This is a genomic window from Paenibacillus sp. FSL H3-0310, assembly GCF_038002785.1.
Classification (GTDB): domain Bacteria; phylum Bacillota; class Bacilli; order Paenibacillales; family Paenibacillaceae; genus Paenibacillus_AQ; species Paenibacillus_AQ odorifer.
On the sequence record NZ_JBBODC010000001.1, the window covers coordinates 4,119,228 to 4,145,470 of the forward strand.

38 protein-coding genes are annotated in these 26,243 nt (G+C 45.1%); 4 read left to right on the forward strand and 34 right to left on the reverse strand.

Annotated elements, in window-relative coordinates:
- Positions 1-136 precede the first annotated feature (136 nt).
- The 3 genes from MHH63_RS18640 to MHH63_RS18650 all read left to right on the forward strand — a co-directional run bounded on the left by MHH63_RS18640 (position 137) and on the right by MHH63_RS18650 (position 1,364).
- A complete protein-coding gene (locus MHH63_RS18640) occupies positions 137-460 on the forward strand; it encodes a YtrH family sporulation protein (RefSeq protein WP_036678886.1) in 324 nt (107 codons plus the stop codon).
- Positions 461-465: 5 nt separating this feature from the next.
- The gene (locus MHH63_RS18645) at positions 466-966 is read left to right on the forward strand and encodes a DUF4044 domain-containing protein (RefSeq protein ID WP_038569663.1); all 501 of its coding nucleotides are present in this window, start codon (positions 466-468) and stop codon (positions 964-966) included.
- An 83-nt stretch (positions 967-1,049) separates the two neighbouring features.
- Positions 1,050-1,364 (forward strand): YtpI family protein, encoded by a 315-nt coding sequence (locus tag MHH63_RS18650; protein WP_076124899.1) that lies wholly within the window; start codon positions 1,050-1,052, stop codon positions 1,362-1,364.
- A gap of 133 nt (positions 1,365-1,497) precedes the next feature.
- On the opposite strand, the gene MHH63_RS18655 is transcribed toward MHH63_RS18650, so the two are convergent.
- Positions 1,498-2,832 (reverse strand): DRTGG domain-containing protein, encoded by a 1,335-nt coding sequence (locus tag MHH63_RS18655; RefSeq protein WP_076124897.1) that lies wholly within the window; start codon positions 2,830-2,832, stop codon positions 1,498-1,500.
- A 306-nt stretch (positions 2,833-3,138) separates the two neighbouring features.
- Here MHH63_RS18655 and MHH63_RS28625 point away from each other — a divergent pair, with 306 nt between their 5' ends.
- Positions 3,139-3,480 carry a DUF4236 domain-containing protein gene (locus tag MHH63_RS28625; RefSeq protein ID WP_445321761.1) on the forward strand — a complete coding sequence of 114 codons (342 nt, stop codon included), beginning with the start codon at positions 3,139-3,141 and terminating at the stop codon, positions 3,478-3,480.
- A 57-nt stretch (positions 3,481-3,537) separates the two neighbouring features.
- Here the strand turns inward: MHH63_RS28625 and MHH63_RS18665 are convergent, their stop codons facing one another.
- From MHH63_RS18665 to MHH63_RS18825, 33 genes are all read right to left on the reverse strand, one after another.
- Complete coding sequence (locus MHH63_RS18665) at positions 3,538-3,819, reverse strand: YolD-like family protein (RefSeq protein ID WP_341171906.1); 282 nt, start codon at positions 3,817-3,819, stop codon at positions 3,538-3,540.
- 64 nt (positions 3,820-3,883) lie between these two features.
- Positions 3,884-4,183, reverse strand: coding sequence for a hypothetical protein (locus MHH63_RS18670; RefSeq protein ID WP_341171907.1), 300 nt, complete (start codon positions 4,181-4,183; stop codon positions 3,884-3,886).
- A 97-nt stretch (positions 4,184-4,280) separates the two neighbouring features.
- Positions 4,281-4,487: a transcriptional regulator gene (locus tag MHH63_RS18675; RefSeq protein ID WP_341120822.1), complete on the reverse strand. Its 207-nt coding sequence runs from the start codon at positions 4,485-4,487 to the stop codon at positions 4,281-4,283.
- A gap of 661 nt (positions 4,488-5,148) precedes the next feature.
- Positions 5,149-5,862, reverse strand: a complete 714-nt coding sequence (locus tag MHH63_RS18680; RefSeq protein WP_341171908.1) for an N-acetylmuramoyl-L-alanine amidase — start codon at positions 5,860-5,862, stop codon at positions 5,149-5,151.
- Positions 5,862-6,128 (reverse strand): phage holin family protein, encoded by a 267-nt coding sequence (locus tag MHH63_RS18685; protein ID WP_036689199.1) that lies wholly within the window; start codon positions 6,126-6,128, stop codon positions 5,862-5,864. Before MHH63_RS18685 ends, MHH63_RS18680 begins: the two co-directional genes overlap by 1 nt.
- A gap of 23 nt (positions 6,129-6,151) precedes the next feature.
- Positions 6,152-6,373 carry a BhlA/UviB family holin-like peptide gene (locus MHH63_RS18690; protein ID WP_051491604.1) on the reverse strand — a complete coding sequence of 74 codons (222 nt, stop codon included), beginning with the start codon at positions 6,371-6,373 and terminating at the stop codon, positions 6,152-6,154.
- Between the two features lie 55 nt (positions 6,374-6,428).
- Positions 6,429-6,560 carry an XkdX family protein gene (locus MHH63_RS18695; protein ID WP_081382347.1) on the reverse strand — a complete coding sequence of 44 codons (132 nt, stop codon included), beginning with the start codon at positions 6,558-6,560 and terminating at the stop codon, positions 6,429-6,431.
- On the reverse strand, positions 6,561-7,046 hold the full coding sequence (locus MHH63_RS18700; RefSeq protein ID WP_341171909.1) for an XkdW family protein: 486 nt from the start codon (positions 7,044-7,046) through the stop codon (positions 6,561-6,563).
- Positions 7,047-7,058: 12 nt separating this feature from the next.
- Entirely contained in the window at positions 7,059-8,669 is a 1,611-nt protein-coding gene (locus MHH63_RS18705) for a hypothetical protein (protein WP_341171910.1), read from the reverse strand.
- Positions 8,670-8,679: 10 nt separating this feature from the next.
- Positions 8,680-9,297 carry a putative phage tail protein gene (locus MHH63_RS18710; protein WP_341171911.1) on the reverse strand — a complete coding sequence of 206 codons (618 nt, stop codon included), beginning with the start codon at positions 9,295-9,297 and terminating at the stop codon, positions 8,680-8,682.
- A gap of 3 nt (positions 9,298-9,300) precedes the next feature.
- Positions 9,301-9,639, reverse strand: coding sequence for a hyaluronate lyase N-terminal domain-containing protein (locus MHH63_RS18715; RefSeq protein WP_341171912.1), 339 nt, complete (start codon positions 9,637-9,639; stop codon positions 9,301-9,303).
- 11 nt (positions 9,640-9,650) lie between these two features.
- Positions 9,651-10,673: a DUF2793 domain-containing protein gene (locus tag MHH63_RS18720; RefSeq protein ID WP_341171913.1), complete on the reverse strand. Its 1,023-nt coding sequence runs from the start codon at positions 10,671-10,673 to the stop codon at positions 9,651-9,653.
- A 1-nt stretch (position 10,674) separates the two neighbouring features.
- Complete coding sequence (locus MHH63_RS18725; RefSeq protein WP_076098427.1) at positions 10,675-11,088, reverse strand: phosphoglucomutase; 414 nt, start codon at positions 11,086-11,088, stop codon at positions 10,675-10,677.
- Between the two features lies 1 nt (position 11,089).
- A complete protein-coding gene (locus tag MHH63_RS18730; protein ID WP_341171914.1) occupies positions 11,090-12,187 on the reverse strand; it encodes a baseplate J/gp47 family protein in 1,098 nt (365 codons plus the stop codon).
- Positions 12,180-12,542, reverse strand: coding sequence for a DUF2634 domain-containing protein (locus MHH63_RS18735; protein WP_341171915.1), 363 nt, complete (start codon positions 12,540-12,542; stop codon positions 12,180-12,182). The genes MHH63_RS18730 and MHH63_RS18735 overlap by 8 nt, the downstream gene beginning before the upstream one ends.
- Positions 12,530-12,943 carry a Gp138 family membrane-puncturing spike protein gene (locus MHH63_RS18740; protein WP_036681206.1) on the reverse strand — a complete coding sequence of 138 codons (414 nt, stop codon included), beginning with the start codon at positions 12,941-12,943 and terminating at the stop codon, positions 12,530-12,532. Before MHH63_RS18740 ends, MHH63_RS18735 begins: the two co-directional genes overlap by 13 nt.
- Complete coding sequence (locus MHH63_RS18745; protein ID WP_341171916.1) at positions 12,940-13,734, reverse strand: phage protein; 795 nt, start codon at positions 13,732-13,734, stop codon at positions 12,940-12,942. The genes MHH63_RS18740 and MHH63_RS18745 overlap by 4 nt, the downstream gene beginning before the upstream one ends.
- Positions 13,724-14,050, reverse strand: a complete 327-nt coding sequence (locus tag MHH63_RS18750; protein WP_341171917.1) for a phage baseplate plug family protein — start codon at positions 14,048-14,050, stop codon at positions 13,724-13,726. The genes MHH63_RS18745 and MHH63_RS18750 overlap by 11 nt, the downstream gene beginning before the upstream one ends.
- A gap of 1 nt (position 14,051) precedes the next feature.
- On the reverse strand, positions 14,052-14,606 hold the full coding sequence (locus MHH63_RS18755) for a phage baseplate protein (protein WP_341171918.1): 555 nt from the start codon (positions 14,604-14,606) through the stop codon (positions 14,052-14,054).
- A complete protein-coding gene (locus MHH63_RS18760; RefSeq protein WP_341171919.1) occupies positions 14,593-17,193 on the reverse strand; it encodes a phage tail tape measure protein in 2,601 nt (866 codons plus the stop codon). The genes MHH63_RS18755 and MHH63_RS18760 overlap by 14 nt, the downstream gene beginning before the upstream one ends.
- A 47-nt stretch (positions 17,194-17,240) precedes the next feature.
- Positions 17,241-17,426: a hypothetical protein gene (locus MHH63_RS18765; RefSeq protein WP_076098433.1), complete on the reverse strand. Its 186-nt coding sequence runs from the start codon at positions 17,424-17,426 to the stop codon at positions 17,241-17,243.
- Positions 17,413-17,721 carry a hypothetical protein gene (locus MHH63_RS18770; protein ID WP_076316778.1) on the reverse strand — a complete coding sequence of 103 codons (309 nt, stop codon included), beginning with the start codon at positions 17,719-17,721 and terminating at the stop codon, positions 17,413-17,415. The genes MHH63_RS18765 and MHH63_RS18770 overlap by 14 nt, the downstream gene beginning before the upstream one ends.
- Positions 17,722-17,750: 29 nt before the next feature.
- Complete coding sequence (locus MHH63_RS18775; RefSeq protein ID WP_081384397.1) at positions 17,751-18,149, reverse strand: phage structural protein; 399 nt, start codon at positions 18,147-18,149, stop codon at positions 17,751-17,753.
- A 17-nt stretch (positions 18,150-18,166) separates the two neighbouring features.
- Entirely contained in the window at positions 18,167-19,189 is a 1,023-nt protein-coding gene (locus MHH63_RS18780) for a DUF3383 family protein (RefSeq protein WP_341171920.1), read from the reverse strand.
- A 5-nt stretch (positions 19,190-19,194) separates the two neighbouring features.
- Positions 19,195-19,677, reverse strand: a complete 483-nt coding sequence (locus MHH63_RS18785) for a phage neck terminator protein (RefSeq protein ID WP_341171921.1) — start codon at positions 19,675-19,677, stop codon at positions 19,195-19,197.
- Positions 19,664-20,008 carry a hypothetical protein gene (locus MHH63_RS18790; RefSeq protein ID WP_341171922.1) on the reverse strand — a complete coding sequence of 115 codons (345 nt, stop codon included), beginning with the start codon at positions 20,006-20,008 and terminating at the stop codon, positions 19,664-19,666. The genes MHH63_RS18785 and MHH63_RS18790 overlap by 14 nt, the downstream gene beginning before the upstream one ends.
- 2 nt (positions 20,009-20,010) lie before the next feature.
- A complete protein-coding gene (locus MHH63_RS18795) occupies positions 20,011-20,487 on the reverse strand; it encodes a hypothetical protein (RefSeq protein WP_341171923.1) in 477 nt (158 codons plus the stop codon).
- Between the two features lie 9 nt (positions 20,488-20,496).
- Positions 20,497-21,042, reverse strand: coding sequence for a hypothetical protein (locus MHH63_RS18800; protein ID WP_341171924.1), 546 nt, complete (start codon positions 21,040-21,042; stop codon positions 20,497-20,499).
- On the reverse strand, positions 21,042-21,383 hold the full coding sequence (locus tag MHH63_RS18805; protein WP_179088419.1) for a collagen-like protein: 342 nt from the start codon (positions 21,381-21,383) through the stop codon (positions 21,042-21,044). Before MHH63_RS18805 ends, MHH63_RS18800 begins: the two co-directional genes overlap by 1 nt.
- Positions 21,384-21,419: 36 nt before the next feature.
- Positions 21,420-22,640 (reverse strand): phage major capsid protein, encoded by a 1,221-nt coding sequence (locus MHH63_RS18810; protein WP_341171925.1) that lies wholly within the window; start codon positions 22,638-22,640, stop codon positions 21,420-21,422.
- Between the two features lie 13 nt (positions 22,641-22,653).
- Positions 22,654-23,271 (reverse strand): HK97 family phage prohead protease, encoded by a 618-nt coding sequence (locus tag MHH63_RS18815; protein ID WP_341171926.1) that lies wholly within the window; start codon positions 23,269-23,271, stop codon positions 22,654-22,656.
- On the reverse strand, positions 23,207-24,490 hold the full coding sequence (locus MHH63_RS18820) for a phage portal protein (protein ID WP_341171927.1): 1,284 nt from the start codon (positions 24,488-24,490) through the stop codon (positions 23,207-23,209). Before MHH63_RS18820 ends, MHH63_RS18815 begins: the two co-directional genes overlap by 65 nt.
- A 12-nt stretch (positions 24,491-24,502) precedes the next feature.
- The gene (locus MHH63_RS18825) at positions 24,503-26,230 is read right to left on the reverse strand and encodes a terminase large subunit (RefSeq protein ID WP_341171928.1); all 1,728 of its coding nucleotides are present in this window, start codon (positions 26,228-26,230) and stop codon (positions 24,503-24,505) included.
- Positions 26,231-26,243: the final 13 nt, after the last annotated feature.

The following is a 26,243-nucleotide window of genomic DNA, read 5'->3' on the forward strand; positions in this document are numbered from 1 at the left end:
CACTTCCTCTCTACTGCAAAAATCAAACATAAGATGAAACTATTTTATCATATTAAAGGGGGACCCGCCCATAGAATGGATTAAGAGCATAAGGACAGGCAAAGCTTGTAAATGCCTCGTCCGGGAAGGGGCCTGTATGAGCATTTTTATGAGCAAAGCTATCCTCGACTTCTTTATCGCCTTCGGCATCGTGCTTGGCGGAGCTATGCTCGGCGGAATCGGCGCCGTTGTATCCCTGCAACCGCCGACGCAAACGATGCTGGATGTGGCAGATCGGATTAAAATATGGGCACTAGCAGCCGCTGTAGGAGGTACTATGGACCCCTTACGGGTCATTGAAAGCAACATGATTGGAGGCAACCTCTCCCCCGCCATCAAACAAATCATGTATCTTGCCTTCGCTTTTCTAGGAGCCCATATGGGCAGTGAGCTAGTAAAATGGGTGTGCGGCAGGGGGTAACGCCAGTGAGAGTTCCACCATTCAGTCGTTTTCGCAGATTCACCCAGATCTCCGCTATATTCATGCTAGGGATCGTCGTAGGAGCTGTCATATACAATGCTATTTACCATGTAGGATATAACGTATTATGGCTGCATAATCAAGATCTGCGTGTACAGATCGAGCAATATCAAAAAGATATTCAGACACTCAAAAAATACAATAATACCTCAACCGTGATCAGAGAAATCAAAATTCGATCGGAGGAAAGCAAATCCAAAGAAGATACCCCACTTGACCCCGTAACTGTAAAATTAATCATAAGCCAAATGGGCTCAGATCTGGAACCGATGCGCGGCCGCAGCATGTTCGATATTGATACAGACAGCAAACTGGTTAGACTGCTGTTGGATGGCAAGCTATACATTGTGCGTGACAAGGAATACTCTGTCAAAATCCGAACCATGCTCGTCATGGAAGGCGTCCTGCAAATCTGGGTAGAAATCAGTCCTTTTAAGCGCAGCTGACAGCCATCGTGTGATACAATAATGGACAGACGTGGAAATTACTTCTTGGCTACTGCAAGACACGATAAAGGAGCTGGCTGTCCATGGTTTTATTTATCAAGTATTTATTGTTTATCCTGCTGGTGATCTTTGTAATCGGTGCCGCTGTGTTCAGCATATCCTCCCGCCGTGCCTTAAATCCCCAAGATAAAGGGCTGAAACGCTCCGTCATGAATGTGATGCTCGGTGCTATGCTCGTAACGCTGTCCTTGATATCCATGTTTTTGTTTCGCGGCTCTACCGTTAATATCATTGTTGAAGCTGCCTTTCTGCTGATTGGTGCGTTCAACATCTTCTCGGGGCTACGCAGCTATAGTTTTTACAGCCGTAGTCGCAGCCGTAGCCAGGAACAACACTAGTCGAAAGCTTAGCTGCTGTTCTGACGGAATAGAAAGAATAAAATAGACTCCCCTCTCTTTCAATGATGAGGGCAGTCTATTTAGCATGTATACGATCCTATTTACCGTATGCTATCCAGCTAGCAAACCATTTTTAGCCATGATCAATGGATTGCAGCATCAGAACAGCTTTGGCTACCAGAGTATCCGAGTGGCTGATCTCAATTTCAAGCTTACAGGTACGGCGGCTGATTTCGAGCAGTCTCGGCATTACAATGATCGCATGTTCGATCTGTACCGGTCGGATAAAATAAGTGGACATATTATCTAGTACATAATCATTTCCTGTGATGTCCTTAGCTGCTTTAAATGCCGAGAGCGTCATAAGCGTAGACAATATTCCTTCAGAAATCGTCCCAAGATCCGTGGCCATCTGCGGCGTAATAAAGCCATGGAAGAACAATCGTCCCTCTTCGTCCCGCTCATCCGCAAAACCATTCCAAATGAGATGATCAAAAGTCTCTCCCAGCTGAGGTTGATTCCGGACATCGCGTAAGCTTTGCAGCACTTCTTTACGGGTTAGGGAGCCTACCAGTTTACGGTTACGGTCCACTATGGGCAGAAAATCCACGCCTTCCCACATCATGATCTGGGCCGCGGAGGCTAGTGAGGTTTGCAGTGCAGCCGTAACCGGACTGCGGATCATCGCTTTTTCAATGATCTGGCCTTCCGTCAATTCCTCTACATCGCGGCGACCGATAATGCCGATGACTCGGTTCCATTCATCCGTAACGGGAAAGCGCTGCTCTCCAGTTTCCTCAGAAACCTGTCGTAGCTCGCCGACGGTACTAGAGATTTTTAACGTATTCAGGCGCGGTTTGCTGTCGATAATATCCTCTACCAGCATAATTTTTTTCTTAATCAATCTATCAAAAATAGCACGGTTAATCATTGAAGCGACGGTAAACGTGTCATGTCTCGAAGAAATAATGGGAAGATCCAGCTCGTCTGCCAAGGCCTTCACTTCACGGCTCGTCCCAAAGCCCCCTGTCACCAGAACCCCCGCACCCTGCTCCAGCGCTAGAGAGTGAACATCATCACGGTTACCTACAATCAACAGACTGTCAGCATCTATATAACGGATCATCGCATCGACCTTCATCGCCCCGATCACGTATTTATGCAGATGTTTATTTAGTCCACTTGCTCCGCCGAGCACATGCCCTTCAACAATATCAACTACATCGCCAAACGTCAGCTGTTCTGAAATGTTCCGAGGTTTCTTTTCTACACGAACTGTACCAATCCGTTCCTTCGTGATGACTATCCCGAGATTCTCAGCTTCCTTCACTGCACGGTAAGCAGTCCCTTCGCTGACTAGCATTTCTTTGGCGAGCTTGCGAACAGATATTTTGGTGCCTACCTTAAGACCTTCAATATGCTGCAGCAGTTGCTCGTGTTTAGTAATCGCATCGCCTTGACCTTCCAACTGTTACACCCCCATGCTCCGATCTGTACTATACTGTACCTATATATTATATACTTTCGCTTACCTGCGCAACCTTTCATTAATACACTATATACGGTTCTTTATTATCTTAACTATTAATAAACTGCCGTTTAGTTTCGCGTACTTTCATTAATATTGTGATTTTTTAGTTATTTCTTTCATGTGCTACGTTAAAAATAAACCAACCCACATTTCGAGTGCAAACACTAACAATGATAACTTATATATCATCATTCCTTAATGTATTATACAATAGGAATAAATTTCCTTGTTGGAGTGATTAATATGGGATCGTTCAGATTTAGAAAGTCTATAAATCTTGGTGGCGGTGTAAAGTTGAACCTAGGTAAAAAGGGCGTTGGAATTAGCGCCGGTGTAAAAGGTGCGCGAGTTAGTGCCGGTCCTAGTGGGAAAAGGGCTACAGTATCCCTTCCTGGAACCGGGCTTTCATACTCTAAAAAAATTGGTGGAGGGAAATCGTCACATTCTAGTCGTAGTAACCCGACACTAAATGTGGATGAAATGACACCAAAACAAATTGAAAATCGAAAAAAGAATCTTACTATATTTAAGTTTATAGGTATTGCCTTTGCTCTATTGATTGTGATTCTTATCATCTTTACATAGCTAAACCCCGCCAATCAAAAGGCGGGGTTTTTAAATTCGTAAGCGCTTGGGAATTTACTATGTATTAGCACCTACAACATCCTCTATTTTAATCCATTCCCAATCATCATCATGACGAAACTTAATCTGACCCAGCAGACGGTCAACCCTCATAACTATTCCATGGATGGATCTGTCTTCATATTCCCCGAACAATTTAAGTGTGATCGGACTACAATCCTCTAACGATTGCGCTAATACCTCTGAGATTTCAGTTAAGGCTTGAGGGTCTAATTCGGGCTTTTTACGAGTCTCTTCGTTTAGGGCATCGTCAAGTATCCTGATTTTGTGTTCTGGCATAATCATTCGACTACTTTCCCACAGACCATTACCTTCTAGTTTTTTTCTCTGCATACATATCCCCCTAATAATACAGCCAATAGTCAGTGCTGCTAGCTACATTTTTAACCTTTTGTGCCTCTTCTGGATCTCGGTGTGATGGATTATCTCTTTCCCAACCAGAGATAATGCAGGCCATTTCAGGTGGCGTATTTGGATTCCATTCGATGTAGTTTTCCTCCGTCAACTCTTTCAACCCATTTCGGATATCAACTGGCATTCGTCCACTCAATCGTTCTAACTCAGGCAATGAAGGGAGACGACCAAAATGTCGTGAGTAATGAGTAATGATCAATAAAAGCTTACGCGGTGTATCGCTTAACATAATTAACGCCCCCAAAATAAGAACACTTGTTTGTATTGTATGTGCTTATTGGTTTTTTAATCAATGGTTTTTTATGACAAAAAAGAGCCGTTCAGGACTACTCCTGTGGCGGCTCTGTACATTCTCTTGATATCTTTTCTTCTATCGCTTCCAAAATGAAGGCGTTGCGACTCTTATCAAGTTGTTTAGCGACAGCGTCAATCTTTTCCCTGTCACCTTTCTTAACCCAAAGTTTCACTTGATCATAATTTGCGGCGTTGTACTTATCCTTTGCGCGTGTTGATGCCTTACCTTGCTGTTCCATAGGTTATCACCCCTTTGCTATAGGATACCACAAAAAATATACTGTTACCAGTATAGAAATATGTTGACAATATACTGGTACCAGTATATAATTAAGATAAGAAAGGAGGTGAACAAGGCACATGAAAGATTGGGTTACGCTCCTTACAGCAATCATTCAACTCATTACCGCAACGCTGCTGCTAAAGGACAAAAAGAAAGGAACCAAAAAACGCCGCGGACCACGCAAACGTAAATAGGTTCCCGGAGAGTGAGGGTTGCACCCCTTGCTCTCCACCCAATCATAACATAAACGGTTTGAACGATACAATTAGTCGGCGGGCATATACAGGAGGAAAAAAGGAAATGGCAAGATTAGCTATAGTTCTCTGGAGTTTTGGTGGATCAAATGAAATTTGGGTGACTGAGGAAGAACTTCTTGATCTTGAACAGTCACCATCAGTGTCGATGATATTTTTTAAGTAACGAAGGGCTACGGTCCCTTTAAAGGAGGAAGGTATATGCTGAACATGATTACCTGGATAGTAATTGTTGCTGCATTGGTCCTCTCGATTGCAGCACTAATTAAAGCCAGTGGACGCCGTTAATCCTTATAATAAAAAAAGCCCCACTGACCTTATATAGGTTAGTGAGGCTTTTTCGTATCTCTAATCGTTAGATATTTACTTTTTGGTAGTGATAGTAGCTGTTTTAGTTTCATTATCAAAAGATACTACTGCACCCAACGCTTTGCCGATGGCTGCCAACGGTACGTAAGTACGCCCCTCGATCAGAAAACAACCTTCATTCAGTTTTTCCCCATTTACTACAGTGCTAGCCTTATCCACCCTCACATCTTCCGCCTCCTTAGTTTTTAGAGCAGTATACAACCGACTCCATGGAAATTTCGCACCGGGACAATAAGGCTTTCGCACCGGATCAATTTGAAAATGACCTATCACATGTTTCTCGTCCAAGATGATAGCTTTACCGTAGAGCCTTTTTACTTCATCACTAATAAATTTATGTAGCCATACGGAGGCAGCAAACTGCGCCTCTGTCAAACTACCATCCATACCCTCATGCTCGATACTGATAGTGTACTTATTAGGATTCGTTGGTGCTTGTTCCTTGACGATTGCCGCCTTGGCTTTGGGAATTGAATCGACTGTGATTCCGTTACACCAAGCCATTTTTGTTATATCAACGTATTGGTGGATCTCCCCCAATTTAGAAACGCCAAAATGAGCGCTACTAACTAAATTACCAGAAGATTGAAACCAACTATCCATAGAACTCATCGTACCGCCACTTATATGATTTACAATAGCAAACGGTATATGACCACCTCGACCGCTACAATTTGTGTGCTTATTTCCCTTCTGAAAGATTTGCATTACTCATCAACCCCCTTTTTTGCCTGCTTAAGCAACTGATTACCATATACAGCCACAGCTCCGCACAAGATGCCTTGTACAAAACTATCTACATTAAAGCCAAGAGTAAGACATACAATGATGATCGCGGCCAATGTGACCAGATAAATGATTGTCCAATCTGGTACTCTCGGAGTTTGTTTTAAGCAAAAGCCAATCACCCAACATACAGCAACAATAAGTAATAATTCCGGTTTAATAAAATTCGCAACTACATTCCATTCCATATCAATTCATCCTCTCAATATTATTAATTTCTGTGTGGAAATCGCTCTTTCATTTCACGCAGCTCCACGATGATTACATCGTATTTTTCAGAAAACTTACCAAGTAAATCCTGCAATCGTCCTTCCCTCTCTTTATTCGCGCGCATTACGTAGATCAGCAGCCAAACGAATAACACCGCGAATGGACCTTGCGTTAAAAAATATTTAAGTACATCCATTTCTGTCACGATTGCCCCTCCCCCCATCTATCTCCCCAAAATGAAAGCCCTCGGAGATCCGAGGGCAAAATAAAAACGCCTACTATTCGGCGTTGGCTGTAATCTCTTCTGCTTGTTTAGCTGTTATCTTTTTGGCGGTAACAAATACCTGTAACTGCTCTCCCGTATACAACCCTGCGTCAAAGTATCGCTTAACCAGTGCGTACCAGTTCATTTATAGCACACCTCCTTCCACGAGGCTCAGCAGTAAGGCTGCCTGATCTTGTTCAGCTTGATCTTGCCTAGCCTGCGTCTGCACTAGCTCCAGTAATAAAGCTGCGTTATCAGCGCGTAGTTGCTCAGTTTCCGTCAATTCGGGCGGTTTATTAGCTTCGGCTTCCTGGTAGGCTGTCCAAGCTGCTTGAAGTTCGGCTTCAGTCGGTTGTGGCGCGTTCAGATTCCACATTGCAATATGTGGGCCTCTCTCAAGCAGGTCGTAATCCTCGCCCTCGGTAAGCAGATTGTAGTCTATACCGTAACGGTAGTGCACTCCCTCAACAGTCTGCTCTTCTTTTTCTGGCTGCTTGATCTCATATAGAACACGCCCTTTTACTTCTGCCCCCGGACGTAATACAGGCTCAGGTCCGTTGTTTTGAATAACAAAATCTCGTAAAGGTATCGCCTCTGGATAAATGAAAATAATAGCATCTGCAATATTCATTATGTCGCCTCCTTATGCTATCTGTGTAACTGTGAAGTGGGTATGTGCTGAGCCAGCATAAGTTGTTACTGTTACGCTGGGGTAACAGAACAGTTCTACAAAGGCGCCGGCAGGTAAGTATAAGCAGGTCGCGCCCTGAGTTGCTGTACCTGGACCGGCAACACCACTAGGAGAAAATGATCCGATATCCATTTCCCTGTTCCCATTAACAAAAACACTCAGACTTATAGCATTCCCCGGAGCGATTGGACCAAGACTAACAGAGCCAGAAACCAAATACCAACCGGTTTTTTTCGCTGTGAATCTATTTAAAGTTGTATTAAATTCATTTGAAAAATCTTGATGCATTACATTAAACGCCAACTTTGAGAAAGCATTCGGTGCAATAGTTGCTGCACTACCCATAGAGGCCCTCATAACACTACGAGAATACATTGTATTATCTCCCCATGGGTTAATAACTCCAGTAGAAACGATTAAACCACTGTTTCCAACCTCTGTAGATAATGTTCCGGCAGGAGCTCTGCCGATCCTAGAAACTCGACCGCCTTCAGCGGCATAAGTAGCAACAGTGTTTCCCGTTCCTGAGTTACTAAAACTGAATACATCGGCGTTTAATCCTCCATATATTCCGTAATTTTTATTAGATAAAATGCACTCATATATATATACTTTTGAGCAATTCCCCAATATTCCCACTCTATTCAGAGCTGTCGAATCTGACTTACAATAGAGGAATTGCACGTTAATACTCTCCCAAACCGAAAACGCATCGGTCGAAGTTGATATAGCCTTGATACCATTAACAACAATGGGAATGGAACATCTTGTAACAATCATATTGTTAATCATCAAAGAATCGTTAATGGCAGATGTGCTCGGATTAAATGTAATTGATCCCTTCCCGCTGAATCCATAAATAGAAACGGTTTCTGCATAAGTTCCGTTTGCAATATTTATGACAGCTGCGTGATTCAACATCTGTGGGATTACGCTAATAGCTTTCCCGATTGTCTTGAAGGCCCCACCCGCAGTATTCGCCAGCCCAGTATTACTGTCATTCCCGTCTGTACGGACATAGTAAGTTATGTCTGCTGTTGTTTGTTGCGGTGTAGTAGCTAAATTGGGTTTACTGTTCCAGTTAGATTTTTCTGTGTCAGTCGCAAATCTATGAGTAGCATCCTCAGTAATCATAGTTGCTGGATGATTTGCTGGATGAACATAGTTATTTGCTCCTGTGGCGATTCCGTCGAGCTTTATTTTGTCAGTTGCCCGCATCAACCCGTCACTTTGCGGTGCTGCTGAAACAAGAGTATTCGGTGCTTTTCCATTCCATGTTGTCTTTTCAGCATCAGTTACAAATCGATTACTTGCATCTTGCGCGATTATAGATGGTGGGTGAGTTGCCGGGTGAGTATAGTTCGTTGCTCCTGTTGCGATACCCGCCAGCTTTGTTTTCTCGGCTGCTGTGTAATCATTGGTAGATAACTGTTTACCTGTGACCTTATCAACCTTGTTATTAATAGCAGTATCTATTATGTCAGCATTATAGTTGAGATCGTCAATATCAACCAAATCTGTGCCTTCTGGCTTTTTCAGACCTAAATTTCCTGTATTTTTCATTTTCTCTCTCCTATCCGTAGGTTCTTAATTCATTCCATGTTTTGTTTGCAGCTGAGGACCATAGCAGAGATTTAACCGACTCCCAAAACGTATAGGTGTAGGCAAATTCATAAGCCAAATGAGCAGGTTTGATCTCTTCTAGAATCTGAATCAGACCAGTCATGTTAGGCGGTATGCCCAAAACACCGATAAAGCGAACGATAAATTTATACTCATTTGGAACTTCTTCTACTGATACATCACCGCCAGAAAATGCGGAGGCTGTCCGTTGGATCATTTGGGGAGTGGTTGTCCCTATTCCTCGCAACTTTGCCTTAATCATTTCCCTTCTGGTATCGAATGATTTAGAGGTGTCAACGGATAAACCTAGCTCTTGCTCCCAACGGCTCAGACTCCATGTGGACATATCCACAATGTTTTGCGCCCTTATGTCCTCCGTTCGATTATTGAGAATTGCAATTTGTTCTGCCAGGATATCCAGTAGCTTTTTGAGATTTCCGTTCTGAGATTTATGATAAATATCAGGTAAGGATTTACTTATATCAGGAATCGGAACGACCGAAGAATCTTCATCTTCCGACTGGTCTGAAAATAGTAATGTGCCATATTGAGATTCTCCATAGGCCATACACTATACCCCCTTAATCTGGTTCCATGAAATCGGACCTTTAGGCATATATTCGCTGTGTGTATGGGATGATGGTGGATATGTTGCTGGTTTGCCTGAAACGCCAGACCACGGAACAGCATCAGCATTGGCAGCATAGTCCACTTTACCGTCATTGTTTGTATCATAGATACTTTTAAGCATATCCCCTGAGCTTTGAGCAGCCACCAGTAAGACATTACCGGTAGTCCCACCAATATATAACTTGCTTGTATCAGTACAATAGCCAAGCTCGCCGACAGCTAGTGTGCCGATAGCACTTTCTAGACCTCGTCGGATCTGAATCATTACTTTTCTAGCCATTGCCTCACCTCCTAGAACGTACCGCCATCAATCGTAGCCACCGTAAGTTTATTACCATTAGCTGTATCGTAGACAATGCTGGAACTATCAATATTAGCCTCGATCCCTGTCGCATTCACAACAATACCTTTGCCTGCCTTGGCTGCAACGGTTGTAGAATCCACAACAACCCCGTTCCCGGCTCCAACCGTCAATGTAACACTGTCAGACTGCCCTCCACCGGTTAGACCGTTACCCGCTGTAATTGTCTGTAAGGCGCCACCTGTCCGAACCCAAGCCGTACCGTTCCAACTATAGATTTTTTGTTCATTGTCAACGTAAGCAGTCCAACCGACAGCAGGCGTATAGTAAGCCCAGGCTCCAGACTGATACTCTGCTATCTGGTTTGTCTTACCTGCCCATGCCCCTGTCGCTGATGCTGGAATAATATAACGGTCGGCTTCTACGGGACTTGCCGGCGGGGTGGTCAAATGCTGATCTTTAACTGACGCCTGCGGCTCGATATTATGCTTGGCTAACTCAATCTCATTCTTGATTTTTTGGGCAGACCATAAGTCCGTAATAGCAATCCCACTATCATTAATGACTCGGTGTTTAATTGCATCATCAATATGATTTTTGATTTCAGCAGCAGTTTTAGTATTCGTGCCATCTGACACCTTATTGATATGACCCGCACTGACATCAGCCTTTAATACCTTTGCATAAGTAGCACCATCCGCTATATTATCAAGCGACCCCGTTAAATCACTGAGTGCTTGAGCATTCACACGCCTCCAAGTGGTCCCATCATCAAAGTAAAGATATCCGCTATTGGCTCCGCTCGTGACATAAAACAGACGTCCGACCGATGCGGCCACCGGACGCGAAGCCTCTGCACCTGATAAAGCTCTACCAACCATTGAGTTCGTTGTACCGTCTCCGATATATATTTCTTTTGTGTCTGTACAAAAGCCCATTTCGCCAATGAGTAATGCACCGTAAGTGCTAAGTTGAGCTTTGGTACCACGTTTTATTTGTATCGTCTGTGCCATCTTATACCCCTCTCGTAAATGAACCGCCGTCTATAAGTCCACTCGATTTATACCGCTCTACCTCTGTTTGTGTGGCTGTTACTGCACTTTGTAGCGCATTAATATCATCAGCCTCTACCGTGTCACCTGGTGTTTCGTAAGTTACGTAAACTTCAGACAAAGAGGTGAAAATCTTGATTAACCGGCGCCATGGCGTAGCATCAGGGAATGATATACTATAGTTTTTTATTTCTTCTCCTGTAAACCGGGAACCGGCAAATACCCGGATCGTTTGGTTATTGATATTATCGTGCCGTAGTGGACCATCGTAGACACCGCCTACAATCGACAGACGTTCCTCGATCACGTAACTCTTCCCGGTTTGATTCTTATTCAGCTTCTCGTTAAAAACATCAATGTCGTTTGGATAGGACATATCACACCCCCAGATTTACAGTACCAAGAAGTGGCACTTCTTCATCAGTCAGTGCAATATTTGCTCCGCTGCCGTTCAAAGTCAGAGATGAATAATCAAGCACCCCATCCGTTCCAAGTAGCAGCGCACCAAGCACTGCCTGACTGATATAGGAAACTTCAAACGCAGCTTTCTTTCGCCAGTCCTCAACCTTAAGGCGAAACGCTTCAATGACATCCTGTAGTGCATAACCGGAAACTAGAGCAACCTTAGCAGCAATGTTAATCGTTTTAGCAACGGCGGCGGAAACTGTTACCACAGCACCAATAGGCGCTTGCCCCTCTCCTAGCCCAGGGTCCGGGTCAATATATGCCTGAACCTCGGCAACCAAGTTAGCAGAGGCGGGCAATTTTTCAGCATCTGCGATGACAACCTTTACTGTTTTAGGACCTGCCCACAGCGGAAACACTCTTGCCGCCCCCACACCTGGAACTTCCCGGCTCCAGCGAAGATAGTCCGCTTTATTGCCACTCGTACCAGGATTTTGCTTCCGTTGCAAAATGCGTTCCCGAAAAGCTAAATCAGTCTCGCGGTCCCGCCCATCCTTGGTAGGTGTGACATTGGTAATGCTGAACACATCTGGATTAGGATTGATAATAACGGTTATTTTGTGAGCTTCTACATTACCTGCACTCCCCATTTCCATCGCCATAATTTCAACTATCCCGTTTCCAGTTGCAGAGAGCGTGAGATCCTCCATGGTCTCAAAACGCACCCCGGAATCTGTAGCACCCAAAAATCCAGCCTGCAACACATAACCCGGTGTACCCATTACCGTTAACTGCCCACTTGCAAATTCTTCACTATAAATAGACAACCCATCATTACCCCCAAGTTTATAAAGGTTTGCCCCCGTGGATGCGTTGAGAGAAGCTGAGTTGTAGACATCCTCTAATCTTTCATCTTCCTTGCCTAGATGCCAAGCGAACAAGCGCAGGATCATTCCAAGTGGTGAATTTTCTGAGGTGTCCACCTCGTCGCCAAACGCTGATTTTGCTTTATCAGTCATTTCGTCCAAAAAGTCTACAAAGCGTAGACGCTTAAATCCTTGTTCATCCACCGATCTCCACCCCCTCAGCCGTTATGACTTGACCCTCTTTCGAAATCGCAACAAATGAAATCACTAGACTCCGATTGGCACGGTCGATCTCTATATCAATGGATTCCACTGTTTGCACCCGAGGTTCTTGCAGAAGCCCTGACATGATTTCATCTCGCATTTCATCCTCAGATACACCTTTGCCTAGAAATTTAGAATGATCAATGCCTAGTTCTGGGTTAAGAAACCATTCGCCCTTGTTTATGCCCAGGATAATCCGGCAGGATTGAGCGATTTCATCCTGACCCGAAACCATTTGTAGGTGTCCAGATTTCAGCTCAATATCACCGGTATCGTCAATCTTTAAAGTGAACACGGCATCACCCCCACAATTACGGCATCCATACGACTATGCCGCCTGACAGAGTCTGGCGCAGCCACGCGACCAGTTAGTGTTTTTCTAATCTCAGCATCTGCGCAAACGACAAAGACAGTGTCTCCCGGTTCCAGTGCTGGGCGCATGATCGTTTCAAACTCCCGGAGACCGTTACCGATATCCAATTCAAATTTAAATTTCTGCCCGCTAACGGGTACGGACATGATTTGAGCAGGAGCAGCGGCGGACAGTTTGAGCAAAGGCTGCACGGAGGCTGTAAGCGTCACAGGGTCAAAGGTTATTACCTTGCACGGCAAAGCCACGTTGATATTGTCAGCTTGCTTTGCTCCATGCCCGCCCAGCATACGGGCCAGCGCTCCAGCTGGGTCTGTCTTATTCACATAATCGCCTCCACTTCTGTGATAAAGTCGCCGGTATTCGAAAACCTATGACTACCGCTGCGGACATGTAACTTGCCTGACCACTCACGACAGGTTAAGTTAATGACCGATACTGTGGTTAAACGGCGCTGTAGTTGAGCCTGTATCTTAAAGCCCTGGATGCCGTTGTCTTCAAAATACTCCGGGCTGCCGATCAAACCGGTATCTGGTGACAAGGCAAAGACTCCGTCAGCACCGCTGCGGAGATTTCGAACATATAACTTACTCTGATTAATAAAACATGAAGTTCCACAATCTTTACAAACCTCTGTAATGATATCCGTTACCTTTCCTTTTGCCGTATACCCATCTTGATATCTGTAATCTTGATTAAGTGTCATTTGTGCCACCGGCAAGCCAATGTATCCTGCCATTTGCTTAATGATCGCACTGGCAAGGGTGCCTTTAGCAAAGGCAATCTCTGTAACCTCGCGTTTGCTCAGGTCTTCGCTGTCTAGGACATTAATGGTAGTGATCTTGTCCACGCCCTCCCACTTGGTTCTGACCGATGAAATACGACCATGTAGGATAAGTCCAATATCTCCACTGTAGCCTGCATTAACCATGATTACAGCGTTACGCTTGATGTTATTGATAGTGGTCTGTGCCAGATTCCACAACCGCAACTCCGACTCGTTCGGTAGCGCGTCATTGTCAAAAGGCACAGACCCTTCCATCGTGTATTTATCAAGCATGAATTTCATATTGGCAGTCATAATCTCCGCAACCCGCCCGAAATTTCTACTCGCCATTATCCTCATCCTTATCCATAACATACAAAAAGACGCTTGCCTCAAGCGTCTCCCAAGATACTGCTGTGCTATTTCCCGATTCATCCCAGGGTACGATAAGTAACTTGGGGAATCGGTTATCCTGAACGTCATAAAAAAGTGGTAAACCATAGATAAGCTTTTCTCCAAATACTAGTTGTTCGCCACCACCTTCAAGATCCACTGTGAAGAAATCATAATCCGAATTATAATGAACTTCGAAAGTAAAGATTTCATCAGCGATGGATATATCAAACCGATATGGAATGTTTTCCTTCTCGATCTCGATAATCTTCATATTATTCCCTCCACTTACTACCTTCCTTAAACTTAACCTTTTGAACCTTTTCTTTCTCTTTTTCTTTTTTCTTAGTGGTGGTTGTTTTAGTTTTAGTCTTTGTAGTTGTTGTTTTCTTATTTTTACTACTAGATTTCTCCTTGGTCTGTTTCGTTCCAGAATTGACGATTTTGGCAGCTTGTGTCTTTATAGGTGCTGGGAGAGTGTCAACATACGAAGACGTTGCAATCCTTATCTCTCGCAGCTCCATGGAAAATGTGAAGCCATCCGCAATGGTATATTCATGCCCGGTAGAGAAATCAGTGATTAAGCCCTTGAACTGGTTACGACCAATATAGTTGATAATCTGACCCTTATCCTTAGCCCCAATGATATAGGCTCGGATCTTCGCTGCTTCGGGTCCGACGATCACACCAGATAAAGACAACATCCGAGCCTGGGGCTGCACATGGTCGATGAGGGTAATCCCCTTTTCCACTGGCTGCTCAGTAACAGTCACTGGAAAGGACGGAGATTCAGACTCTACAGTGATATACTTACCATCAATTAGCGCCAACGATCTCCACCCCCATGATCCGGGCTGCTGCTTCTAAAAAGTCTTGCAGTTTTTGATCTACAACGCTTCCGATCTCCTGAACCGTATTTGTATCCGCATTACCTTGCACCGTAATGTTGATTATTGGTGCTGGGATGCTGCCCTTTTGATTATTGCTTGTCCGGGCAGGAGCCGAATCCGGCGTGTATTCCCTGTTGTAGTCTTTGTTTTCTTCGGCGGTTAGAACGCGTTCGCCCTTGTGTAGTTCGCCAATATATCCGTCAAACGGTACGTTTGCAAGCCCGTTTGCATGACTACCATCAACCGCCACGGAACCATTAGTTTCGGTGGAAACGGACACACTCGCAGAAGTTTTAAACCCAAAAAATCCTTTGATGTTATCTGCAATCCCTTTGACCTTGATCATAAGAGTGTCCGCCATATTACTAATTCCGTCGATCAAACCCTGAATAATTTTTTTGCCTGTGTCCATAAGGTTAATTCCATCGAAAAAACTAGTTACCTTCCCCCATATCGTGGTCACGGCATTCCAAACATTTGTCCCTGCTGTCTTAATTCCATTTACAATTGAATCCCAAATGCTTGTTATCTTATTCCATACCTGTGTCATCAGGTTTGACGTAGTAGATAAAACACTATTCCAAGCACCGGTGATCGCATTCCAAACGGCGTTTGCAGCTCCAGAAACAGTACTACTGATACTGCTCCATATGGATGATAACCAGCTACCAATTGCGCTGAACACTGCAAATGTCACTGCCTTAATTTCATCCCAGTATTTAACGACCAAGGCAACGATCCATGCAATGGGGCCTCCAATCACAACCAGGATCGTTACTCCCCAAGTCTTCAAAAATCCAGTCACTGCATTAAAAGCTGTCATGAAGGTCTGGGGAACCGTAATTTTGAAAAAATTCAGTACCGCCATGGTAGCCGTCTTGATTCCAGACCACATCCCGTCAATAAACGCCCGGAACTTATCTGATTTTTTATAAGCGACTACCAGCGCCACGCCTAAACCCACTAGGGCGGCGATAATTATGCCAATAGGATTGGCAGCCATGACTATACTAAAAGCCTTCTGAATTGCAGTCCATGCTTTGGTCGCTGCTGCCGCAATCTTGGTTGCGACTGTTATCGTGCCCACGACTGCCTTATATGTGACCAGTGCCGCGACAATTCCGCTCACCACCGGTGCAAATCCTTCCCAATCGTAGAATGCTTTAGCTGCATCAGCAATTGATGAACCGATTTGCTGGATATGTGGCCATAATTGAATTGCGGCATTTAACAAGGTCTCCCCAATCATCACGGCCACCGGCTGGATAGAGGTCCACAATTCTTTCCCCTTATCAATCAGGTACCCAAACACCTGCAATGCTTGTGTTCCAAATTGTTGTAGATAAGGCATTGCCGCCTGAATCCAGCCGCTTACCATATTGATTGCTGCACCAAGACCGTCACCAATTGCATTGCCCACCGCCTCGATCTGCGGCTTATGGTCAGACAGCCATTGACCGAATCGGTTTAAATACGGTAACAACTTTTGTCCAACAGGAATCAGTATGCCGACCTCGATCTGACGACCAAACATTTTCATCGCTTCTCCAGGCTTTTCAAACTTGATTCGGTTCAAATCATCCATGGTCTTTTTCGTCTTATCAAACGACCGCGTTGCAGCCCCCATTGCCGATATGACATTAACCTCAAGGTCTTCAAACTGTGAACCCATGAGCGCAACGCCTATATTATTCCTGGCTACGGGGTCCTCGATATCTGATATCATGGATACGATATCACTGAATGCCTGCTTCGAGTCTGGACCACCCTTAGCAAAGACTTGCATCATGGCTTCTGCATTAAGTCCCAAAGCTGTAAATGCATCAGAAGATGTTTTACTGCCATCCTTGGAACGGATGTTAAACTCTTTGACCGCATCCCCCACCTTATCAACTTGAAAAACACCTTCCGCAGATCCAGCGGCGAAGACATCAAACATTTCGTCAGCGGTAAAGCCTAACGATTTAAATTGGTTGGCATACTCATTCGCAGAATCCACCAGCTCACCTGATTTATCAAGCCCCCGCTGCGCACCTTGAGCAAGCAGGTTATAAGATTCCTCAGAGGTTATGCCAAACTGTTTCATCATGGTATCCACAGATTTAATGGATTCCGGTATTTCAAACCCGAACTGATCCCGCATTAGAATAGCGTTTCGTGTAGTATTCTCCAACTCAACCCCGGTCTGCCCGGTAACCTGCTGTACATTAGCAATGGCAGCCCCTAAATCGTTCCAATCCTCACCGAAGTTTTTGGAATAAAGATCCTTGGCAATATCCCGAGTATCTTCCATCTGTTCAGCTGTTTTCCCAGTAGCTCCCTGGACTTGCTTCATTGCTGTTTCAAAATTAGAGCCTGCTTTTAAACCAGCTGCCGCAATACCGACCATTGCAACGCCAGCCGCAGCTCCAAGTCCAACAACCGTTTTCGTGAGCTTTCCGACTTTCTTATCTGCATCATTCAAACCCTTGCTGTTAAACTTGAACCCCACGGAGTACATTAATGATCCGATTATTCCGCCTGCCATATGCCCTCCTTTCTAGCAACAGAAGTAGGCGCCCCGGAGGACGCCTATTATTTCTTACTTTGCTTATTCTGTTGTTCAATATGAATATCTAAGGCAGCGTTGGCTTCGGCGACGTCATCCTGATCCATGTTGTCCAGGTCATTATAGGTAATGCCCATATCCGACAGTAAAAGCCGCCACAAAGACCAATTCTCTTTAGCCCGCCGCTTTGCTTCTTCTTTACTTATCGTCATTGTCTTCATCCGGGTCTACTTCGTCTGGATCAGGAGTGCCAGTAACAAAGTAAAAGGCTTTGTTGGCGACCTCAACCATTTCTCCGTAGTCCTCAAAATCGTCAATAGTTACCTTGGGTTGCACGACAACATGTTTGAACATTTCATCGCAAATCTTTTCTTCGGAATTCACACCATGCTTATTTTTTACCCGGTCATTAATTCGGGTAACATTGCGCACACCTGGATGTTGAAGCGTATAAGTCTTTCCTGCTTTTGTAGTAATCTCTTTTTGTTTAAAATTTGTATTAGCCATGGATATTGGCTCCTCTCAAGTTTTGGATTTTAGTTCATGCTTAAGTCAAGACATTGAAATTCATACGAACGATCTCCAGCTTCCGCGCCATACTCTCGGTCTGATGGTTTTTTAAGATAGGCCTGCGTTGCGGTATTTGTTTCTTTGGGTGTCCCGGAATAAACAACGGACACCGGAACCAATTTCCCGCTGTTGCCTAGACTATCTAAATAAGGCACTTGCGGGCTGGTGCATTGAAGGGTAATCGTAATCGTACCGAGTGGATTGTTTACCTTTGTTCGGACCACATCACCTTGCGCTCCTACCTTTGTACTGAAATTTTCCTCATCCTTAGCCACGGTGACTAAGTCTTCTGCGAATCCCGTTAAAAAAACGCCACCCACAATTGCGGTGACGTCCATAGGGTCATATGTTTTTGCTTCTGACACTTGAATCCCTCCTTAAATTACGCAAATTTGATGGTACCACGAATAGCGGTATTATGAATCGCCCCAGCGATTACAAGCTCAAACTGACCATCAGGATAATTACGGGCCGCGATATTCGCCGGGTCCACTTGGCTACGTGGTGGAAATGTAGTGTTATACAGTGGTACACCATCATTGTCAGCAGCAATCATGCCTTGAAGGAATGACCGCTGAAGAACAGTGCGTACTCTACTCTCAATCTGAGCGATTCCACGGTTATCATATGGGATCTTCGTAAGCGCAGCTTGAGCCTGGTTAAATAAGTCCTGCACTTCATACTGAATGGAATACACGATATAATCTTCGCAGTGAATAAAATCAATGAAGTCACCGCTGAACGTCTTCCCCTCACTAGTGACGTTGGTTCCCGCTTTGGTCAAATAGGTATTAGCACCCAGTGCGTGAATTGCATTAAGTTCAGTGGCGTCAATGTCCATAGGTTCAATTCCAACTAGTGTCCAGCCCTTCCAAGTCACACTGCCCACAGGAAGACTTCCCACAGCGCCAACCCAAGCTGCATCTGGATAGTTGTTAATATTTTTGTGATACATGCCAAACGTCCTTGCATAGCCTTTGGCCTTGATAGTTGCTAGGTCCTCTTTGCTACTGGTCCGGGCGACAAACTGCCTAGACTTATCCGCCTCTACTGCGTCAGCTATTGCAATAATGTCCGCTACTACAGTTGATGTCGTAACTAGGAAGTGCCAGTCCTTGAGGAACAAAGACGGTAGCAAATCTTCTAGCGTCACCGGAGCCGCTCCCGTCTTACGAGACACGATTGCAATCTCCGCTGGTGGATTTTTCTGTGCAAACAGAGCAAATGCAGCCTTATATTCCTCCGTCGAAGCCGGATAATCCACCTTTACCGCGTTGATATCTGCGTAGTTTTTAAAATCCTTCCCTGCCGTACTACTACCCAAGATTAAGGGCTTCCCGAATCCGCCCAAGATCGGCGTAGGCTGCTGTACGGCAATGGTTACCGTAACATCCCTAATACTCAAAATACTCACTCCTTTGTTGTTGGTGCTGTCTCAATCCAGCCTGACATATCCGTTATCACAACATCTGTAGCCCGAAACTCAACATCAAACCCCTGACGCCTTTCCCACTCTTCACCAATGTTGATGTCCCGGTTCTGGATCTCTCCAATCTCAATCACGATCACGTCAAGTTTGTCCTTTAACAGATCATGTCCATCTGACTTAAACCAATCTCTCGCCCTCATGGCGTTAACTAGAGCTACGTCTGAGTCATCCGCATAACAATTAAAAGAGACGGTAAATGTCACCGTCTCCATCCTATATTGCTTTCCTAGCTGCTGGGTAATAATCGGTTGTCCGCCGGTGGAAGCGAAGCCGCCAACGAAACTATAAGTCATGAAATCACCGGAAGGAGTATCCCCTCCGCCGTTCATTTCAATGACCAGACCACCGGAAGCCGATTCCATACCCTCAACAATGGCAACTCTAATATCCTCAAACGGGAGCATTGGCGACCACCTTCCGCAACAGATATTGATTGATATCGGAATACTCTCGATCTGGTGATTCATTAACGGTGTATTGTACGCCCATGTAGTCAATACGTTCACCCGTACTGTGCGTCGAAGTCGTATATAACATACGATCTGTCTCGGTATAGTTACCGCCCTCTGTCGCTTTCAATCGAGCACTCACAGGCTGGATGCTGCCGCTCCATATTAGTCGTTCCGGTGAGTTTGGAACCCATTTCCCCTTGACCCACGCACCTCCACTGTCTCGGATCAGGGTATAAGGTCTGAAATATTTTCGAATGACGCCAGCAAATCTAAATTGCCGCATGATTATCTTCCCTTCGGTACAATGTCATAAATCAGGGAGTCGCGCAGCTCGTCTTCCCGGTGCAGCAACTTTCGGGAGCCAGTCTTTCTTGAGGCATATCGGGCGGATAAGGGCGGCTGCTTAATTCGTTCAAAATTCTTCTTCATTCGATCAAGTCCCGTCTCACCAATCTCCGAAAATAATTCGTCTACCCGCTTGCGACCGTGGGCAATCTCTGTCACCCCAGCCCGGACCAACTTACCTATAGGAGCCTGTCCTTTCTTTTTTCCGGTCCCGATAAACGAACGGGCTGGAATCTTCATTTTCACCGAGCCGTATTCGTGAACTCCTGCAATCATAGCCAGTTCGGCATCACCCTGCATACCAATACGAATCTTATTCTTGGTCAATGGGTGAAGTCGCTCGGCTAGCAACCGCAGGTTATCTTCGCCGGTGACTTGCACACCGACCCGCCTCGCTCTGGATCTTTGACTCGCCATAAAATCACCTCATAATTTTATTAGTGCAGCTACAGCAGAAGGCAGCACACCGGAGGCTGTGGAAGCATAAGTCACAGAAATATCCCCGACCCGTTCCGATGTAACGCCTGGTGTTTGCATTAGAGTCTGTGCAAATAGGATGCAAGCTAGTTCATAATTCCTGGGCAATGTACTCTCGGCTGCCCCTGCTACATCACTTGGAAGGACGTAGCCTGCTGTATACTCCACTTTAATATTCCGTGTCCCATACGGCCAGCAGTAACGCTTAAATAGCATTCCGTTATCTCCCTCAATTTCGTAGCTATCATCTGCAATTACCTTTCCAGCCTCTCTTACTTCAGAAACGGTTTGAATAGGGAAATTCCGAAGCCGTAGAAACTGTGTTCCCGATCCGTCAAGACGTTGTGTATATGTCTTCAACTCAAATTCGCGATTACATTCCCGTTCAATAGCATTCGATGCAGCCTCCAATGCTATTTGCAGGGAAAAATCTTGCTCCGTATCTCCCTCCATGATACCTAGTGCCGACTTAGCTCGTTTAAGTGTCGTTAACATTAAGCACCCGAAGAAATTGCTGCTATCTGCCGTTTAATCTCATCGCTAATATCCTTAGCCGACCAGCTACGTTGTACAGCATCGCTCCCCGCTTGCAATAAAGCAGGAGTCCCCACTGCCGGGGAAGTACCAGCGGCGCCAGTATCCCCCTTGTCACCCTTAGGACCAGTTGCCCCAATATCCCCTTTATCGCCCTTTGGGCCTGTAGGACCCGGAACTCCGTCACCTCCAAGGCTCACCTCTTCACCGTCTTTAGTAATCCTCGCTTCACCTACAAACGCCAGCTCACCGCCAACTACCCATTTTTCCGCGCTAGCGTGATTCTTTGTAATATAACCCATAGAAACCCTCCTTAAGGGGGCTGACCCCCTTATAATTTACGCTTCCACACTAAGACCAGTAAGAATTACGATTGCATCTTCATTGGCTGGCTTACCATCAAAACGCTGAATGACACGGGTGAGTGTGGTGTCATTCTCGAATGCATCCCCACCCTCATCTGTGGTCTTAGCCTCTAACACTTTACGATCAAAGAAATAATAACCTACTTCAAAATTACCAAAGGCAATCTCTGTTTTACCTGCTGTCGTCGTGATATCGTCATATACCTCAACTGGATATGAAAACAATGTGAAGACATCCGCTTGTGTCGGATCTGGGACAAGAACGCTTTTCCCGTCTGCATATTTCATATCTGCAAGTGCTTCTGTCGCTGCGGTATTCATGATCCATTTTGCGCCGCCTCTATAAGAGGCATCGACCATGTTTTTTACTTTACGAAGAGTTTTAATATCGATTTGTGACGGTGAAGGGACTGTTCGATAAGCAGAAGTTACAAAAATTCCTTCTGCTGAATCCTCTCCCCCTGGTCCATTAAATACTTGGTCATTCTCAGTATTAAGTGATGCCTCTGTATACCAGTCACGAAGTTCCTCACTGATATTTACTGCACTATCAGCAAGCAGCTCATTAGTAACTTCAAAGATCCCACCATATTTATGAACCTTATATTTGACCTCGGTATACTCTGGCGTACCTTCTTTACCAATAGGGGCTTTTTCGTCGTAATTTTTAAGCTTCAGATCTGTTCCGCGACGTTTCGGACGGCTGCCGGAAAGGGTCCCTACAGGTTTTACGCCTACCAAATTTCGGATAGAACGCTTAGATTTCTTTTGAAGCATAATTTCCTTGCTATCATCTTCTGGAACAAGGATGCCGCCAGCTGTTTTGTCTCCTTCAACCATGGAACGAGCTTCTTGTTGTTTTGCCTTGAATGCCTGGCGTTCTTCGTCGGTGAAGTCTGCATTTCGGCCATATTTTAGGTATTTCTCATAGGCGCTACGATATTCCTTGGTTGTCTCGATTTGATCCCTCTCTTCATTCTCTTTGTGTCCGCCCTCCATTGCCAATTTCTGTGACCGTTCTTCTAGCTTAATTTCTGCCTCAAGCGCATCTGCTTCGCTTTCCAAAGAACCAAATTTCGATTCCTCGTCAGCAGAAAAACCACGCTTCTCAGACTGTGCTTGCATGATTAGAGAACGCATTTCTTCTTTCTTCGTAGCCAATTTTTTACGCATTTCATTCAGGTTTTTAAACAACGAAACCAACTCCTTATAATTTCAATTTTTTCAATCTCATTTCATGCTCATTCATGATTCGTTCCTCTTCTGCCTGCCGTGCTTCCCGGGCCTCTGCCTCTGATTGTGGACGGGAGGCAAATACTTCCTCTGCTGACCGTATGCCCACACTAGACTGAGGGTAGGCGGGCATAGTAACTGGACTGACTTCGAATAGTTCAGCCTCATAAATCGTGCGAATGGACATAGCTGCGTTCGAATCGTCCCACTCTTCTCGAACAGAGCGAAAAATAAAAGACGATCCCCGCACGTCGCCGCGCTCGATCGTCTCAATGTATTTATCTGCCCAGCTGGGCGGTGTGATTTCGTATCTTAGCCCCAAATCATCCTCTGTCAAAATTAACGTGTTTGGCGTTCGGCCAAGAATCTCACGGCTGTCATGTTGCCAGGATGCATATACATCTGGGTTGATCAGACTAGCTGCGAATGCCCCCCGAGAAAATCGCTCTTGAAACATTCCGAATATCGGATTAGAGAGCTGATCCCATCGAACCGCATATCCAATAATCTTAGCAGGCTGTCCATCTTCACGTCTCACCTCCAAACGGCTCCCCTGCAATAGGGTCTCCCTCTGCTCCTTTGTTGTCTTCATTACTCTTCTCACCTCCTTCATCGGCTTTACCAACCTCGGCCATGTTCAATGGCTGCAAGTAACGATCTCCACCCTCTATTGGATTCATGTTTTCCTTTTCCCTAATGTCGTTTACTGAGAGCCACCCGCCGTTACGACCAATGTTATAAGCCTCATAACGCGCCTTTGTCTCACCTCGTAACAAACCATCAAGCAAAAACTCAGCAAATAGACGTTTTTGCTCATTAACGCTGAACAACTTCCAATTTATTGTTTGCTCCCATCGAATCAACCAAGGCCGTATCGTGTGGGTTACAAAGTCGATGCTTTGTTGTTCAATATTACTAAATGTAGCTCTCTCTAGGTCTGCTAACATGTGAGGCGGTACCCGAAAAAGCCGAGCGATTTCAAGAATTTGAAACTTCCGCGTCTCCAAAAACTGTGCGTCATTAGGAGGGATAGAGTTTTTAGCGAAGGACATTCCCTCTTCAAGTAGCATTAGTCGATGAGATTTGCCAAGACCTTCATATTTTTCCTGTAGAGACTTGCTTAAACGTTCAAACGCCGGATCGCTTAATGTAGTTGGGTGTGTAACAACGGCCCCAACGTTTGTCCCATTTTCAAAAAACTCTGCACCAAACTGTTCAGTTGCTAACGACAACTCAATAGAACGTCGCGCCCATGATATGACGGAAATTCCTTTTGTTCCATCAAAACCAAGCCCAGGGATATGAAACATATTAGAAAATGGCACATTGTGTTGCTTTCCATCCTTTGTTGTGACCTGGAAATATGGAATACCTTCCACAGTCTCCATATGCTCAACCCGATAAGGAGGAATGGGCCACAAGGCTACAATATCCCCGGTTGCATTATACTCAATCTCAGCGTAACAATTCCCCCAGAGCAAGATATGAGCCATCATTGTTTCTCGGAACGTAAAGGCGGTCATTCTTGGATTTGGCAGTTTACCCAGCAAATCAGAAACCAAATGACTAACACGTTGTTTCCCTCTTGGATTTAACCGCTTATAAACTGGTATCGGTAGAGAAGCGACTGTCTCAGAAAGAATCCGCACACAGCTTAAAACCGCCGTTGACCGCATAGCCGTTTTCTCAGAAACCGAAATACCTTTTCCAATAAAATCCCTAAAGGAGTCGAGTAGCCATCGTTTAGGATGAGTTAAATCGCTGCTATCACTGCGCCGCTCCAGCCAATTTGACAAAATAGGAACCCTCAATTCTTCACCCCCTTATAGAACGCGAACTTCACGTTCCTCGTAAACAGATTTTTTATTCTTGGCAGACATAGAAAGCAACAGTTTATGGCTATCTATGACCGCGTCAATCGGGTCAATCCGCTTCGTTTTAGCGTTCGGTTCTTTATCGATTTTGATTTCACCGAAGCTGTTTCCTGTCGTTTTGGCGTTCGCCATGCTCCATGTAAGCAGCTTGTTTCTCCGATCATACATGAGGTTTTTTGCCTCAGCTTCCAGCCTAAAATCTACTGTGGCGTCATTTAGGCTGCGGGCACTCTGAATAACCTCGACAGTATCAACCCCGAACTCTTCCAGGTCAGACAAAAAGGCATCTGCGTTATGTGGGTCATAACCGATGCCTTTTAGTTTGAGATTATACTTTTTGATAAGGTCGCGGTAATGCGCAATGATGTATTTGTAATCTGTCTTTACACCACCCATGGTTTCCGTTGGAGTAAGTAAGCCCTCCATGATCCACATATCATAAGGTGCGCTGTCAGTCTTCACATGTTCCGCAACCCGCGCTGATGGAATCCAACTATGTGAATCAATGAAATACTTGCGTTCCCCAGTCTCTTCATCGTCAATCGGGAATTCCAAAGCACCGGAAGTCAAGTCACCGCCGGATGAAAGATCCAACCCGAGGTAACACTCACGACCAGCCATATCTGCAATGGTCAGGTCAGATTCACAGTCTTTCCAATGCTGCAGATTCATGAATTGCTTATCCGCATACATCACCCAGATGTTCAAAGCCTTTGTCATGAAATCGCGAAGGTCACTGCCGCCTTTCTGTTTAGCTTTGAGTGCATCAGAACGCAGGCTTGTTAATGTTTCTTCGGTCCATAACGGATTTGCCTTCGGCCAGTTAGATTCATCCCAAATGTCATCATCTTTATCCAGCTCACAGATAAATACGAAATGCGTCTCATCGTGATGAAGTCCGGCGAGAATCATTTTTCCATATTCGTATTCTTCGTAACATGGAAGGTTAAGATCAAAACCGGCAGTTGTAATGATTGAAGTTAAACATTGCTTTAATTTTCGCTGACCGCCGGTAAGCAGCTTGTACATCTGATTAGTTTTGTGTTTGTGATATTCATCAACCGAAGCAAAGTAAGGACGGAATCCGTCTATTGTCTCCGTGTCCCGACCGATTGCCTTGATTTCGCCGCGCGTATTGTTGCAAAGAATCATGCTCTTATATTCTTTAGAAGTGAACAGCCCCGTTTCATATTTGCTCCCACATAATTCAGGGTCAGCTTTTATGAACTTCAAGCATTCCTTTAGAACAATCCGCGCCTGATCTTCCTTTGTGGCAGCGCAATAAATCTGCGGATAATTGTAACCGTCAAAGTTGCCATAAAAAAGAGACGGCACAGCATTACCAAGGGATTTACCATTTTGTCGGGCGACTTGGACATAAGAGGTTCGAAAGCGCCGATACCCGTCCAGCGTTAACCAACCGTGCCAGCTCCCAAAAATGAAGTCTTGGAAGCCCCACAATTGGAGTGGTTCCGGTTCTTCTCCTTCTGCCAGTGTCAACGCCTCTGCAAAGTCGATTAAAACTTGGGCACACTCAGCATCGAACACAAACGGAAATTCTGCTGTTCCCTGCCGCTCCAAATCCCTCAGGTGCCGTTCACAGGCTTGGCGCTGTGTTTGTCCGGCAATGATCCGACCGGAGACAACCTCATGAGCGTATGCCGTTACCCTGTCCAACTCTGAAACGGCG

Excerpts from the sequence above, each read along its gene's own strand:
- MHH63_RS18640 (WP_036678886.1), top strand. The coding sequence starts at position 137 with ATGAGCATTTTTATGAGCAAAGCTATCCTCGACTTCTTTATCGCCTTC.
- MHH63_RS18650 (WP_076124899.1), top strand. The coding sequence starts at position 1,050 with ATGGTTTTATTTATCAAGTATTTATTGTTTATCCTGCTGGTGATCTTT.
- MHH63_RS28625 (WP_445321761.1), top strand. The coding sequence starts at position 3,139 with ATGGGATCGTTCAGATTTAGAAAGTCTATAAATCTTGGTGGCGGTGTA.
- MHH63_RS18665 (WP_341171906.1), bottom strand. The coding sequence starts at position 3,819 with ATGCCAGAACACAAAATCAGGATACTTGACGATGCCCTAAACGAAGAG.
- MHH63_RS18670 (WP_341171907.1), bottom strand. The coding sequence starts at position 4,183 with ATGTTAAGCGATACACCGCGTAAGCTTTTATTGATCATTACTCATTAC.
- MHH63_RS18675 (WP_341120822.1), bottom strand. The coding sequence starts at position 4,487 with ATGGAACAGCAAGGTAAGGCATCAACACGCGCAAAGGATAAGTACAAC.
- MHH63_RS18680 (WP_341171908.1), bottom strand. The coding sequence starts at position 5,862 with ATGCAAATCTTTCAGAAGGGAAATAAGCACACAAATTGTAGCGGTCGA.
- MHH63_RS18685 (WP_036689199.1), bottom strand. The coding sequence starts at position 6,128 with ATGGAATGGAATGTAGTTGCGAATTTTATTAAACCGGAATTATTACTT.
- MHH63_RS18690 (WP_051491604.1), bottom strand. The coding sequence starts at position 6,373 with ATGGGGGGAGGGGCAATCGTGACAGAAATGGATGTACTTAAATATTTT.
- MHH63_RS18695 (WP_081382347.1), bottom strand. The coding sequence starts at position 6,560 with ATGAACTGGTACGCACTGGTTAAGCGATACTTTGACGCAGGGTTGTAT.
- MHH63_RS18700 (WP_341171909.1), bottom strand. The coding sequence starts at position 7,046 with ATGAATATTGCAGATGCTATTATTTTCATTTATCCAGAGGCGATACCT.
- MHH63_RS18705 (WP_341171910.1), bottom strand. The coding sequence starts at position 8,669 with ATGAAAAATACAGGAAATTTAGGTCTGAAAAAGCCAGAAGGCACAGAT.
- MHH63_RS18710 (WP_341171911.1), bottom strand. The coding sequence starts at position 9,297 with ATGGCCTATGGAGAATCTCAATATGGCACATTACTATTTTCAGACCAG.
- MHH63_RS18715 (WP_341171912.1), bottom strand. The coding sequence starts at position 9,639 with ATGGCTAGAAAAGTAATGATTCAGATCCGACGAGGTCTAGAAAGTGCT.
- MHH63_RS18720 (WP_341171913.1), bottom strand. The coding sequence starts at position 10,673 with ATGGCACAGACGATACAAATAAAACGTGGTACCAAAGCTCAACTTAGC.
- MHH63_RS18725 (WP_076098427.1), bottom strand. The coding sequence starts at position 11,088 with ATGTCCTATCCAAACGACATTGATGTTTTTAACGAGAAGCTGAATAAG.
- MHH63_RS18745 (WP_341171916.1), bottom strand. The coding sequence starts at position 13,734 with ATGGCGAGTAGAAATTTCGGGCGGGTTGCGGAGATTATGACTGCCAAT.
- MHH63_RS18750 (WP_341171917.1), bottom strand. The coding sequence starts at position 14,050 with ATGAAGATTATCGAGATCGAGAAGGAAAACATTCCATATCGGTTTGAT.
- MHH63_RS18760 (WP_341171919.1), bottom strand. The coding sequence starts at position 17,193 with ATGGCAGGCGGAATAATCGGATCATTAATGTACTCCGTGGGGTTCAAG.
- MHH63_RS18765 (WP_076098433.1), bottom strand. The coding sequence starts at position 17,426 with ATGACGATAAGTAAAGAAGAAGCAAAGCGGCGGGCTAAAGAGAATTGG.
- MHH63_RS18770 (WP_076316778.1), bottom strand. The coding sequence starts at position 17,721 with ATGGCTAATACAAATTTTAAACAAAAAGAGATTACTACAAAAGCAGGA.
- MHH63_RS18785 (WP_341171921.1), bottom strand. The coding sequence starts at position 19,677 with ATGCTCCCGTTTGAGGATATTAGAGTTGCCATTGTTGAGGGTATGGAA.
- MHH63_RS18790 (WP_341171922.1), bottom strand. The coding sequence starts at position 20,008 with ATGCGGCAATTTAGATTTGCTGGCGTCATTCGAAAATATTTCAGACCT.
- MHH63_RS18795 (WP_341171923.1), bottom strand. The coding sequence starts at position 20,487 with ATGGCGAGTCAAAGATCCAGAGCGAGGCGGGTCGGTGTGCAAGTCACC.
- MHH63_RS18800 (WP_341171924.1), bottom strand. The coding sequence starts at position 21,042 with ATGTTAACGACACTTAAACGAGCTAAGTCGGCACTAGGTATCATGGAG.
- MHH63_RS18805 (WP_179088419.1), bottom strand. The coding sequence starts at position 21,383 with ATGGGTTATATTACAAAGAATCACGCTAGCGCGGAAAAATGGGTAGTT.
- MHH63_RS18815 (WP_341171926.1), bottom strand. The coding sequence starts at position 23,271 with ATGAAGACAACAAAGGAGCAGAGGGAGACCCTATTGCAGGGGAGCCGT.